Source organism: Pseudomonas sp. Sample_24, assembly GCF_004307605.1.
Lineage (GTDB): Bacteria > Pseudomonadota > Gammaproteobacteria > Pseudomonadales > Pseudomonadaceae > Aquipseudomonas.
The window spans coordinates 35,133-48,027 of record NZ_RCNW01000388.1 but is presented as its reverse complement, the minus strand read 5'-3'; the positions used below and the strand labels follow the sequence as shown (position 1 = coordinate 48,027).

Annotated in this window: 9 protein-coding genes and 1 tRNA gene; 1 reads left to right on the top strand and 9 read right to left on the bottom strand. The window is 60.5% G+C overall.

Annotation, left to right across the window (positions count from 1 at the left end; genetic code table 11):
* Positions 1–8: 8 nt before the first annotated feature.
* On the bottom strand, positions 9–1,454 hold the full coding sequence (locus D8V06_RS21910) for a mechanosensitive ion channel family protein (protein ID WP_056855366.1): 1,446 nt from the start codon (positions 1,452–1,454) through the stop codon (positions 9–11).
* Between the two features lie 294 nt (positions 1,455–1,748).
* Between D8V06_RS21910 and D8V06_RS21905 the strand changes: the two genes are divergently transcribed.
* Positions 1,749–2,396 carry an MliC family protein gene (locus tag D8V06_RS21905; RefSeq protein WP_130931775.1) on the top strand — a complete coding sequence of 216 codons (648 nt, stop codon included), beginning with the start codon at positions 1,749–1,751 and terminating at the stop codon, positions 2,394–2,396.
* Between the two features lie 3 nt (positions 2,397–2,399).
* On the opposite strand, the gene D8V06_RS21900 is transcribed toward D8V06_RS21905, so the two are convergent.
* The 8 genes from D8V06_RS21900 to fdnG all read right to left on the bottom strand — a co-directional run bounded on the left by D8V06_RS21900 (position 2,400) and on the right by fdnG (position 12,660).
* Positions 2,400–3,473, bottom strand: coding sequence for an AI-2E family transporter (locus tag D8V06_RS21900; protein WP_056855368.1), 1,074 nt, complete (start codon positions 3,471–3,473; stop codon positions 2,400–2,402).
* Positions 3,474–3,582: 109 nt separating this feature from the next.
* A tRNA-Sec gene (locus D8V06_RS21895) sits at positions 3,583–3,678 on the bottom strand.
* A 5-nt stretch (positions 3,679–3,683) separates the two neighbouring features.
* Positions 3,684–5,591 (bottom strand): selenocysteine-specific translation elongation factor, encoded by a 1,908-nt coding sequence (selB, locus tag D8V06_RS21890; protein ID WP_130931774.1) that lies wholly within the window; start codon positions 5,589–5,591, stop codon positions 3,684–3,686.
* On the bottom strand, positions 5,588–7,018 hold the full coding sequence (selA, locus tag D8V06_RS21885) for an L-seryl-tRNA(Sec) selenium transferase (protein ID WP_130931773.1): 1,431 nt from the start codon (positions 7,016–7,018) through the stop codon (positions 5,588–5,590). The genes selB and selA overlap by 4 nt, the downstream gene beginning before the upstream one ends.
* A gap of 51 nt (positions 7,019–7,069) precedes the next feature.
* Complete coding sequence (gene fdhE, locus D8V06_RS21880; protein ID WP_056855371.1) at positions 7,070–7,996, bottom strand: formate dehydrogenase accessory protein FdhE; 927 nt, start codon at positions 7,994–7,996, stop codon at positions 7,070–7,072.
* Positions 7,997–7,999: 3 nt separating this feature from the next.
* Positions 8,000–8,662, bottom strand: a complete 663-nt coding sequence (locus D8V06_RS21875) for a formate dehydrogenase subunit gamma (RefSeq protein ID WP_130931772.1) — start codon at positions 8,660–8,662, stop codon at positions 8,000–8,002.
* Positions 8,659–9,594, bottom strand: a complete 936-nt coding sequence (fdxH, locus tag D8V06_RS21870; protein WP_130931771.1) for a formate dehydrogenase subunit beta — start codon at positions 9,592–9,594, stop codon at positions 8,659–8,661. The genes D8V06_RS21875 and fdxH overlap by 4 nt, the downstream gene beginning before the upstream one ends.
* On the bottom strand, positions 9,595–12,660 hold the full coding sequence (gene fdnG, locus D8V06_RS21865) for a formate dehydrogenase-N subunit alpha (protein ID WP_153189264.1): 3,066 nt from the start codon (positions 12,658–12,660) through the stop codon (positions 9,595–9,597). It abuts the gene before it with no gap.
* Between the last annotated feature and the right edge of the window lie 235 nt (positions 12,661–12,895).

The following is a 12,895-nucleotide window of genomic DNA, read 5'->3' as shown; positions in this document are numbered from 1 at the left end:
CCTGCCCATCACCCCCGTCTACGCAACCATTGCAAAAAGCCTTTTTTCTCGATGGCCTTCGGCTCTTCCTGGGTCATGGTGTGGGCGATCTGCAAGCGGAAATCCAGCAACGCTTTCATCGCTTCACCGATGTCATGGCGGGCCTCAACGCACGGCCTGAAGAATTCCTTGTCGATCCGGTACAGGTTGCAGAACGTCAGTGCGGCAAATTCCGCTGGCAGCGCCGTACCCGAGACGATCCCGCCTTCGCCAATCACTTCGCCGGGGCCCATGCGCCCGGCTTCGAACTTCACTCCGGCGCGGCTCAAGGCCACCGTCACTACGCCCGATTCGATGATATACAAGTGATCGCTGACCTGGTTGGCCGGCAAAATCACTTCTCCCGGCTGAAAAATCTGCCGGGTCATGGCCTGGCTGACGTCGTCTTTTTCTTCCTCACTCAACGTTGTCGCGAAAATGCTCGCGTTGTCCAGCAAGCCCCGGGCTTTTGATTGCACCGGGGGCAAACTGGTTTCGACAGTCGACAGCCAGTTGATACCGGCCGCCTGCAAATGCCGATACGCCAGATCGTAGAGCTGGTTGCGCACATTGCGCTTCTGATCCATCGACACCACGAAGCCGCTGACTTCGTATTCCACGCCATTGCTACCGGTACTCTTGATCGTCACTTTCGGTGCCGGTTTGGTCAACAGGATGCGGCAGCCTTGCGCCGCCCGTTCAAGGGCATCGAACACCCGGTTCGGGCGCACAAGAGGACTGATCAGCAAGCTGATCGAGACCCCGAACATATCGCTGGGCCGACTGAAATTGGTGATCTTGGCCTTGGCCGCCATCGAGTTGGGGATCACGATCATGTTGCCCTGAGAGGTTTGCAGGAACGTGGCACGCCAGTCGATATCGGTGACCCGGCCTTCGGTGCCGTCGATGGCGATCCAGTCATCGATTTGATAAGGCTTGGTGGTGTTCAGGACGATCCCGGAGAACACATCGCTGAGGGTGCTTTGCAGGGCCAGACCGACAATGATCGCCAAGGCGCCGGACGTTGCCAGTACGCCCTTGACCGGCAGATTGAGCACATACGCCAGGGCGGCGATGACCGCTACCAGGAAAATCACTGCGCCGAGAAGATCCTGGAGCAAGCGCCCGGTGTGCCCTACCCGGTACATCATCACCGCACCGATGATGACTGTCAGGGTGCGTGCGCCGAACAACCACCACATGATCTGCAGCACGGTGGTCGCGAACTGCAGCGTCGCGTCATCGACCGCAGGCCCCGGCTCCCATGGGCTCAAGCCTTGATGGAACAACAGCGCGCTGTACAAGGTAAAAATCACCACCCGCGCAAGTACTTTCCAGTTGTACCGGTGGGAACCGACCACACGCCACATCACCATATCAATGAGGATCAGGAGCAGGCCGCCCATCAAGGGACTTTCAGAGAACAAGGACAACATCGGGCATCTCCCGCTCCAGCCAATGGTCGCCGCGCTACTGCGGACCTGTATCCGACCTTTGAAGGATAGTCAGGCCGGCCGAAAGAAGTCGGCGGATTGCGCGTGAACATGTCTCCCAAGGTGGCTTAGTGCAGTTTTTGTGGCTGCTCTGCGCCAGCCCTTTGCGCTCACCCAGCCGTCAGTCGGCGTGGCAAGTTCTGAACACTGACTTACACTGCGATACAGCCGCGTTCCAATGACTACTCAACGGATCGATGGGTCCCAAGGCAATCCGGTGATCTGGGTGACGCCAACATGAAAACGCTCATGGCCTGCTTGGCCGCTGTGTCCGCTGCCAGCGTTTGCCTGGTGACGGTCCCCTGCACCCAAGCCGCATCTTTTGCCACCAGCTACGATTGCACCAAGGCAACGGCTACGGTCGAGAAGCTGATCTGTCGCGACGCGCAACTGGCGCAGATGGATGTCGAATTGATGCGTCTTTATCGCCTGGCGCTGACGGATGAACATTCAGTTCCGCGCCCGGATAAAGTACTGATCGACCAGCAGTTCTGGGTCGATGCCCGTGACCAATGTGCCTCCAGGCCTGACCCCCGGGCATGCACGATCAGCAGTTATGCCCAGCGCGCGCACCAGCTGCGCCAAGGTTCGGCAATCGTCAGGACCAAAGACCCATACCGACTCACCGAAGGCCCTCTGGCATTTCGCTGTAACGGGCTGAACGCACTGGTTTCCGCGACTTTCTTCACCACCCAGCCAGGTGTCGTTTACCTGGCGTGGGCCAATAGCTCGATCACCTTGAACCAGGTGCCGAGTGACGTTGGTACTCAATACATTGGCAAGGATTTGCAGGGAACCTACAGTTTCCGGCAGGACGGCAATGGCGTCCTGTTCCAGAAACCGGGCTCGGGAATATTGACCTGTACGGCTGAACCGACGGGCTGAAGTTCATGCCGGTGAATCGCGCACCCACTGCCAGAAAAGCTGATACCCGACCGCCAACACCACCGGACCAATGAACAAACCGATGATGCCGCTGGTGACCATGCCGCCCAAGGCGCCGATCAGTACCACCGGCATGGGTACGTCCACCCCACGCCCCAACAACAATGGCTTGAGGACGTTGTCCACCAGGCCGGCAACGAAGACGTAAATCGCAAAGATGATGGTGACCGTGCTGGGGCCTTCCGTGGCAAAGACATAGGCGATCACCGGCACGGTAATCAGCGTCGCGGGCAATTGCATGATCCCCAGCAACAGCACCGCCAGGGCCAGCAGGCCCGCACCCGGTACGCCCTTGAGGACAAAGCCGAGCCCGACCAGCAACATCTGAATGAAAGCGATACCGACGACACCCAGCGCCACGGCACGGATGGTTGCCGTGCACAAGGCGGCGACGCTGGCGCCCTTCTCCGGCCCGTTGATGCGCGAGGCAATCTGCACAGAAGCACGGCTGCCGGCTTCGCCGTAGGCCATGAAAATCCCGGCAATGATCAGCGCGAAAATAAAGGTCAGAAAACCCATGCCCACACCGGCCAGTTTGCCCAGCAGGCCCAGGCTGACGCCCTTGATTTGCGGGATGTATTTGGCGGTTAGCCCGGGAAGGTCAGTTGCCGCTTGCTGCCATAGCGCAAACACCCGGTCACCCACCAGCGGCCATTGCGCCACGGATGCCGCCGGCGCCGGAATATGCACGCCCTCGTCCTTGACGACGCTGATGGCATTTTCCACTGAGTCGGCAATCGAGGTTCCCAGCAGGTAAATCGGCACCATCAGAATGATGATTGCCACGAGCACGATGAACGTCGCAATGCGCCCGTCCTTGTGCCCCAACGGGCCTCTGAGACGCTTTTGCAGCGGATACAACGTGATCGCCAGGATCACCGACCACAACATCAAATCGCGGAACGGCCTGAAAATCTCGAAACAGAACAACACCAGCACAACAATCAGTCCTGCGCGGATCAGGACATCCAGCAAGCCGCGGGACAAGGCCTTCTCTGAAAGCGGTAGGGGCACCATGGATATCTCCTGGCAGTGCACTGGAAAGATAGAGTGTCGGTATGCCCAGCATAGTTGCTCATCGGCAAATGTGATGAATGTATAACTGTCGATAATCAGCGCAGGAAAGTGGCGGAAGGTAGCCGGAGTCGAACCTGCCCGGGAACGGATGCCGTCCCCAACCGGGTTTGAAGCCCGGCCGCGCCACCGGGCGCGATTACCTTCCTCAATTCAGTGCCCGGTTCGCCGGGCCAGGGCGTTGTCCGGACGAATCTGGCGACGATCGCCAACGCGTCGCGTCAGGCCCAGACGATCGAAGTATTCGAGAATCTGAATGCTGCGCTTGCGGCCCAGCCCCACGGCATCACGAAATGCCGAGACCTGGATCACCGGATTCTCATCGGCCAGTTGCAACAGCATAGCCGCCAGACGATGGAGCGTTGCGTCGGTGTAAAACAAGTCACGCACGATCTGATGCACCCGCCCAAGCCTGGCCATTTTGCGCAGCAGCAATCGCACGGCGGCTTCGTCGTGGCCCAGCTCGCGTATCCATGGCGGATCGAAACCCGCCGCGTCGAACAGCGGCTGCAATTGCAGCCACAGCGCTTCATCCGCCGCGCTCAGGCGCACCTGGTGGTCGGGCAAATGCAGCCACGGCCCACTCGCAGTGATGGCGCCATGGCTGAGTAGATGGTCGAGCAGGCTCATGAATGTCGAGCGGTCGAGGGCAAAACCGGCGAATCGACGCAAGCGATCGCGGTCCGGCCCCATTTGATCGGGTTCCATTTGATGAAAGCGTGTCAGGTGTTGCAACAGCTCATCCTGCAATGTCTGCCACCGGGTGGTGCTGAACAACACGGTAGACTGCCGTGATTCGATCAGGCGCACGTCATCGGGCAGTGACCAGTTCGCTCGAAGCTGGTTGAACTGGCGCTCCAGACGTTGCGCATCGAACCCGGTAGCGCTGTTGGCCAGTAACACCGGCAGGGCATCTTCCAGGCGATTACTCGCGGCCAACGCCTGCAACTGCGCCAGTCGCTCCGGGCTGCGGCGATGTCGGCTGGGGGCGAAGGGGTCAAGTACGCGTCCACCGCCGAGGGTCCGTTGCGCGCTCTGGTCACGTACGATCAGTGGATCGCCCTTCACGGCTTGCACCGGCGAATTGAGCAGGATCTGCGCCAACATCCGCTCGCCCGGTGCCACGCTCGCGCCCTCCAGCAATGCCACGCGCCCGGTAACGTCATGAGTGCCGATGTGTACGTGAACCGGCTGAAAATGCTCAAACGCGCGTGGCTCAGCGGGGAGTAACTGAAAGTCGATGTCCAGGCGCTGAGTCGGCGCGTACAGCCACTCTGACACCAGCCACTGACCGCGATGCATGTGCTCCAGCGCCAGGCGTTCGCCGCTGATGTTCAACGCAACACGCTGCCCGGCCACTGCCACATCGGCTGCCTGATTTTGCGCATGCAAGCCGCGCACGCGCACGGTTTTGCCGAGCGGGCCGAGCATCAGTGTATCGCACACCGCGACCTGGCCGGACACGGCCGTGCCGGTCACCACGATACCGGCGCCGGCGACACTGAATGCCCGGTCGATGGACAGCCGAAAACCACCGTCGAGACCGTGTTGCGCGACCTGGTGTTGCGCTTGCAGCAGCGCCTCGCGCAAGGTGTCTACGCCCTGCCCGGTGACGCTCGACAGCGCAATCAATGGCGCTGCCGCATAAGGCCCAGGTGCCAACAATGCGCTGACCTGCTCGCGCACGATGTTCACTCGGGAAGGTTCGACCCGGTCGCACTTGGTGATCGCCACAATGCAACGGGCGATGCCAAGCAGTTCGACGATGGCCAGATGTTCGCGGGTTTGCGGCATCACGCCGTCATCGGCGGCCACCACCAGCAACACCAGATCGATGCCCTGCGCCCCGGCCAGCATGTTGTGGGTGAAGCGCTCATGACCCGGCACATCAATGAAACCTGTCAGCGGTGCGCCGGGCACCAGCTCGGCGTAGAGATAGCCAAGGTCGATGGTCATGCCGCGCTCGCGCTCTTCCCGGCGCCGGTCGCCCGCCTGTCCGGTCAGGGCCTGGAGCAACGCAGTCTTGCCATGGTCGATGTGCCCCGCCGTGCCGACAATCACCCTGCCCGGTCCTCCACTTTCAATTGATCGAGCTGCGCCAGCCACGTCGGTTCATCATCGAGTTGCCGCAAGTCGAGCCACAGGGCGTCGTCATCAATGCGCCCGAGCACCGGAATCGGCAATGCCCGCAAAGCAGATTCCAGCGCCATCAGCGAGCGTCCGCGCAGTCGCTTGCTGGTGTTCGGGCGCAGGCACAGCGCGGCGCTCGGTAATCTCGCCACCGGTTGGCTGCCGCTGCCGATCATCCCCAACGCTGCTGTCGCGCTGACATTCCAGCCTTCGCCCAATTGTTTGGCCAAGGCCGGTTGCAGGCGCTCGGACTGGGCGAGGATGTCGGCCTGTGGCCGGGTCAGCAAGCGCAGACTTGGCAGACGTTCGGCCAGTCGATCCGGATTGCGGTACAAGCCGAGCACCGCTTCTAGGGCGGCCAGGGTCAGTTTGTCGACTCGCAACGCGCGTTTGAGCGGGTTCTTCTTGATTTTGCCGATCAGTTCCTTGCGCCCGACAATCAACCCGGCCTGCGGCCCGCCGAGCAATTTGTCACCGCTGAAGGTGACGATATCCGCACCATCGAGCAGCGCCTGGCGCACCGTCGGTTCAGCAGGTAAACCCCAGCGCGTCAGGTCCAGCAGGCTGCCACTGCCAAGGTCTTCGAGCAGCGGTAACCCATGCCGGTGCGCCAGTTGCGCGAGTTCGGCAGTCGGTACGCAAGCAGTGAAGCCCTGAATGCTGTAGTTGCTCGCGTGCACCCGCATGATCAAACCGCTGCGCGGGCCGATGGCGGCTTCATAGTCGCGGGCGTGGGTACGGTTGGTGGTGCCGACTTCATGCAGTTTTACCCCGGCGCGAGCCATGATGTCGGGAATGCGGAAGGCACCGCCGATTTCGATCAGCTCACCCCGAGAGATGATGCCTTCCTTGCGCGCGCCCAGGCTGTTGAGGGTCAGCAGCACGGCGGCGGCATTGTTGTTGACCACCGTCACTGCTTCGGCACCGGTCAGTTCGCGGATCAAGCCTTCGATCAGATCGTCGCGGTCACCGCGTTTGCCACTGTTGAGGTCGAATTCCAGATTGAGCGGGTAGCGTGCGGCCATTTGTACTGCGTCAATCGCCTCTAGCGGCAACAACGCCCGCCCAAGGTTGGTATGCAATACGGTTCCGGTGAGGTTGAACACCCGCCGCACATGGCTGCGGTGTTGCACCTGCAGCCGTTCGCCCGCCCTGCCCGCCAACACTTCAGGACTGACTTCGATCGCCTGGAGCAGACCCTGTTGTACAGCTTCGCGCAATTCATCGAGCAATTGCCGCAACGTCGCCAGCAACGCGTCGCGCCCATAACGCTCGGCCAAAGGCTGAAACGCCGGATGACGCAACAGGCTGTCGATGGAAGGCAATCGCAGGTTGGCACTGGCACCGCTGGCGGACATCGGGCGCTCCTGAAATAGAAAGACCGTCGCGCCAGAGTGTAGACGCTGTGGTCATTCGTCTCCCGGTGCCAGTAACAGATTCGGTGCCAGACGCTGATAGCCGTCCTGGGCCAGACGCATGTCGAGCATCAAGCTGCTCAAATCCGCCGACAACGCTTCAGCGGCCGCATCGTTTTCCAGGTAGAGCAGTTTCAGGTAGCTGTTGCAGCTAGGGCACATTTCGGCGCGCAGCGGTGCCTGGTTGGCCGCGTGGCGATCGTCTTCAAGGCTGAGATATTCCAGGCCCTTGCTCTGCTCGCAATACACACATTTGACCCGCACCACGTGCCATTCACAGGCGCACAACGAGCAGACCAGATACCGCAGACCGTTGTGCTTGCCACGATTGCGAATCACCCCGGCCATGGCCGGCGAGCCGCAACACGGGCATTGGCTGAGGCTGTCGCCCGGTTTGAGCTGCAGGTTCGGCGTGCGGAGCAGCCAATGGCTCCAGGCCGCTTGCAGGGCAGCACCGAGAAACGGTACCAACGCTGCCGGCACCAGCGAATATTGGCCGCTGACCAGCGCTACGGCCCACGCACGACGCTGGCCCGGGCTGGCTGTGCGCAACGTGGCCAATGCATCGTTTACCGCCGGTTGCGCTGGCGGTACATAGCGTTGCAGCAAGGCGTCCAGATACGCTTGCCAGTCGTCCTCGCGAGTCAGGCTGTCGGCGGCGAACGGCGGCAATCCGTGGTGTCGGCAAAGCTCGATGCGTTGTGCGTCGAGTGGCTCGCCAAGCGGAGGATCGTCCAGGATCTGCTGTTGCACCCGACACAGGTCTGCGATCAAGCGTAAATAGTCGGCCAACGGATGATCCACAGCCAATTGCTCCAGGCGTGCTGCGCGCAGGCTGAACAGGTTATGCGGTGGCAGGTGCAGAAACGGCGGAGAACTGGCCGCCGCTTCGATTTCTCCGGGTTCAAGTATGGTTGGCAAGCGTCAGCCCTTTTTGGTGATCGGTCGCTCGGGAGGTACGTCGCGCGTCTCATCGTGAGTCACTTGGCGATACCAGAGTTCGTGGTGTTTCCTGGCCCAGGCACGACTGACCCAACCGTGCGTCATGGCGCTGACCGAACCCTTGATCCAGATGCCCGCATAAATGTGCACGATGATGCTCAGGATCAGCACAAAACCCGCCAGCGCATGCAGCAGCATGGCCCAGCGAATGCTGGTGATGCCGAAGTAGGCACTGAAATATGCACGCCAGATCACCAGGCCGCTGAACAGCAGCACCAGCATGCACAGCAGTAAAGTCCAGAACAGCAACTTCTGCCCGGCGTTGTATTTGCCCACCGGCGGTAATTCTTCCTCGTTGTTGGCCATCACCCGATTGATGCGCCTCAGCCACAGGCGATCATTGGCAATGAAGTAGTTGGAACGCCAGAAGCTGAACACCAGCCCAAGGAAAAACACGAACATCAATACGCCCATGAACGGATGCAGAATGCGAGTCCAGGGGCCACCGCCAAACAGATTGCTCAGCCAGTACAGCGCCGGGTGGAACAACGCCAGCCCGGACAGCCCGGCCATCAGGAACAGAATCGCCACCAGCCAGTGGTTGGTGCGCTGGTTGCTGGTGTAGCGCAGGATGGTCTTGTTCATGGCCTGCCCTCCCCGCGTGGGTCATAGGTGTGCACCGCAGGATCGATCTGATGCACCGATGTATCCGGCGGATCCGGGTATTCATCTTCCTCGACCCGGTTCGGTCCGATGCGCACATAGTGGAAGAACCCGGCCAGCACGGCCGCGCCCATTGCCAACAGCGCCAAGGGTTTGCTGATGCCTTTCCACAAGCCCACCAACGGACTGATCGCCGGATGATCGGGTAAACCGGCATACAACTTTGGTGTGTCGGCGTGATGCAGCACGTACATGACGTGCGTACCGCCGACCCCTTCGGGATCGTACAAGCCGGCATTGTCGAAACCACGACTTTTCAGGTCGACGATGCGTTCAGCCGCGTGTTCCTTCATGTCGTCCTTGGTACCGAACACAATGGCGCCGGTTGGACAGGTTTTTACACAGGCCGGCTCAAGGCCAACCGAAACACGGTCCGAACACAGTGTGCATTTGTAGGCTTTGTGGTCTTTTTGCGAGATCCGCGGAATGTTGAACGGGCAACCGGTGATGCAGTAACCGCAGCCGATGCAATGGTCCTGGTCGAAATCGACGATACCATTGGCATGTTTGATGATCGCCCCTGGGCTGGGGCATGCCGCCAGGCAACCCGGTTCGGCGCAATGCATGCAACCGTCCTTGCGGATCAGCCATTCCAGGTTACCGGCATCGGTTTCATGCTCGGTGAAACGCATCAAGGTCCAGGTGTCGGCAGTCAGGTCATGGGGGTTGTCGTAGGTGCCGAGGTTGTGGCCGACCTCGTCGCGCAGCTCGTTCCACTCCGAGCATGCGACCTGGCAGGCCTTGCAGCCGATGCATTTGGTGGTATCGATCAGTTTGGCGACTTCCTCCACACCACGCACCGATGGCGCGGGCGTGGTGGTGGCCGAGCGGGCAATGATGTCTTGGCTGGCCATTTAGACTTTCTCCACGTTGACCAGGAATGACTTGGATTCCGGGGTCTGTGTGTTGCCATCGCCGAGGAACGGCACCAGGGTGTTGGTCAGGTAGCCGTGACGGGTCAGGCCGGTAAACCCCCAGTGCAGCGGGATGCCGATCTGATGCACGACCTGATTGTTGACCTGCAGCGGACGAATCCGTTTGGTCACCACCGCCACCGCTTCGATAAACCCGCGCTTGCTGCTGACCCGCACCCGATCACCGGCCACGATCCCCTTTTCCTTGGCCAGCACTTCGCCGATTTCCACAAACTGCTCAGGCTGGGTAATCGCATTGAGCTTGCAGTGCTTGCTCCAGAAGTGGAAATGCTCAGTCAACCGGTAACTCGTCGCGGCGTACGGGTAATCCTTGGCAACGCCGAGGGTATCCCACACCGAATCGAAGATCCGCGCTGCCGGGTTACTGGTGGCTTTTTTGTTGCTCGGGTGCAATGGATTGATGCCGATCGGCGTTTCGAACGGTTCGTAGTGCTCGGGAAACGGGCCTTCGTTCATCTTGTCGACGGCGAAGAAACGCGCCACGCCCTCGGGGTTCATGATGAACGGATTCATCCCGGCTTCCGGTGGAACATCGGCCTTGTAGTCCGGCACATCGGTGCCGGCCCACGCTTTGCCGTTCCACCACACCAGGCGTTTGTGCGGATCCCACGGTTTGCCCTGCAAGTCCGCTGAAGCGCGGTTGTAGAGAATCCGCCGGTTCGCCGGCCAGGCCCACGCCCAACCCTGATGCTGATGCATGCCGAACGGGTCATTGTTGTCGCGACGAGCCATCTGATTGCCCAGCTCTGTCCAGCTGCCACAGAAAATCCAGCAACCGGACGCCGTGCTGCCGTCGTCCTTGAGCTGACCAAAACCGGCCAGCTGGGCGTTGGCCTTGATGGCCGCGCCCGTGGCGTCGGTGATGTCGGTGATGGCCGTGCCGTTGATTTCCCTGGCCAGTTCCTCGGGCGAAGGTTCGTCAGGGATCTTGTAAGGCCACGACAACTTGAGCAGCGGGTCGGGGAATTTGCCGCCATTGGCCTGGTAACGCTGACGCAACCGCAGAAACAGCTCACTCATGATCTGTACGTCGGTGCGTGCTTCGCCGGGACCGTCGGCACCTTTCCAGTGCCATTGCAGCCAGCGGCTGCTGTTGACCAGCGAACCGTCTTCTTCGGCGAAACAGGTGGTGGGCAGACGTATCACTTCAGTTTGGATATCGGCGCTGTTGACGTCGTTGAACGGCCCGACTTTTTGCCAGAACTCAGATGTTTCAGTGGCCAGCGGGTCCATCACCACCAGCCATTTGAGCTTGGCCAGCGCAACCATCACCCGGTTTTTATCGGGCAGCGCGGCGATGGGGTTGAAGCCTTGGCACATGTAGCCGTTGACCTTGCCCTGACCCATCAGGTCAAACACCTTGAGGATGTCGTACTGAGGAATGTCCAGTTTCGGCAAGTAATCGAAAGCCCAGTTGTTCTCGACGGTGGCGTTGGCGCCGTACCAGGACTTCATCAAGCTCACATGGAACTTGCTGTAATGCTGCCAGTAAGACAACTGCCCCGGACGCAAGGGGACTTGCGTACGCTTGGTAATGTAGGCGGCGTAATCCTGTTCAGCGTCGCCCGGCAGGGTCAGATAACCGGGCAGTGAGTTGGACAGCAGCCCCAGGTCGGTCAGGCCCTGGATATTGGAGTGCCCGCGCAAGGCATTCACGCCCCCGCCCGGCATGCCGACGTTGCCCAAAAGCAATTGCACCATCGCTGCGCTACGGATGATCTGGGCGCCAATCGAGTGTTGGGTCCAGCCCAAGGCATAGAGAATGGTCATGGTCTTGCCCGGTTGCGAGCAAGTGGCGATTTCCTCCCAGATTTTCTGCATGGCATCGACCGGCATGCCACAGATCTGGCTGGCCAGATCGATGTTGTAACGGCTGTAGTGCTGCTTCATCAATTGATAGACGCAACGCGGGTCTTGCAGCGTCGGGTCGACCTTGACGAAACCGTCCTCACCGAGTTCGTAGCCCCAGCCGGATTTATCGGTGTACAGGCGCTTGTCGACATCGTAGCCACTGAAAATACCGTCCTCGAAGCCATACCCGGCTTTGACGATGAACGACACGTCGGTGTAGTTACGCACGTATTCGTGCTGGATCTTGTCCTCGGTCAGCAAGTAATTGATCAACCCGCCCATGAAGGCGATGTCGGTGCCGGTACGAATCGGTGCGTAGTAATCGGCCACCGAGGCGGTCCGGGTAAAACGCGGATCGACCACGATCAAGCGCGCCTTGTTGTGCGCCTTGGCTTCGGTCACCCATTTGAAGCCGCACGGGTGCGCTTCTGCTGCGTTGCCGCCCATCACCAGAACCAGATTCGCGTTGGCGATATCGGTCCAGTGGTTGGTCATGGCACCACGGCCGTACGTCGGGGCAAGACTTGCCACCGTCGGGCCGTGTCAGACACGCGCCTGGTTATCGAACCCCAGCATGCCGAGACTGCGAATGACCTTGTGGGTGATGTAACCCGCCTCGTTGGACGCCGCCGATGCCGCAAGGAAACCGGTGGTCAACCAGCGGTTGACCGTTTGGCCCTGGGCATTCTTCTCGATGAAATTGGCGTCGCGGTCGGCCTTCATCAGGTCCGCCACGCGGTCGAGTGCTTCGTCCCAGGAGACGCGGGTCCATTCCGTGCTGCCGGGTTTGCGTACCTGCGGATATTGCAGGCGCCCGGGGCTGTGAATGAAGTCCAGCAGGCCTGCGCCTTTGGGGCAAAGGGTGCCGCGGTTGACCGGGTGGTCGGCGTCACCTTCTATGTGAATGATGTTTTGCGCGACATTTTTCGCTGCATCGCCCTGGCTGTACATGATCAACCCACAGCCGACCGAGCAGTACGGACAGGTGTTGCGGGTTTCTCGAGTGTGGGCAAGCTTGAAGTGGCGCACCTGCTCGGCGAAAGCGGCTGTCGGGGCCATGCCCAACGCGCCCAGGCTCGAACCAGCAAGGCCGATACCAGCGACCTTGAAGAACTGACGACGGCTGAGGTCCATCGTGCACTCCTGATCAGGTGGAAATCCGGTGCATTGCCGGACTTTTCTGGACAATCACGGTGGCGGCAGTCTGGCTGCCGACACCTGAAATAGTAGACAAGGCTGTCGAAATCACCATGACAACCGACCGTCGGGCATTTGCGGACAACCACAGAACATTGTGGGAGCTGGCTTGCCAGCGATAGCGTCGTGTCATTCAACCATTTCGCCGTCTGACCGGCCCCCATCGCTGGCA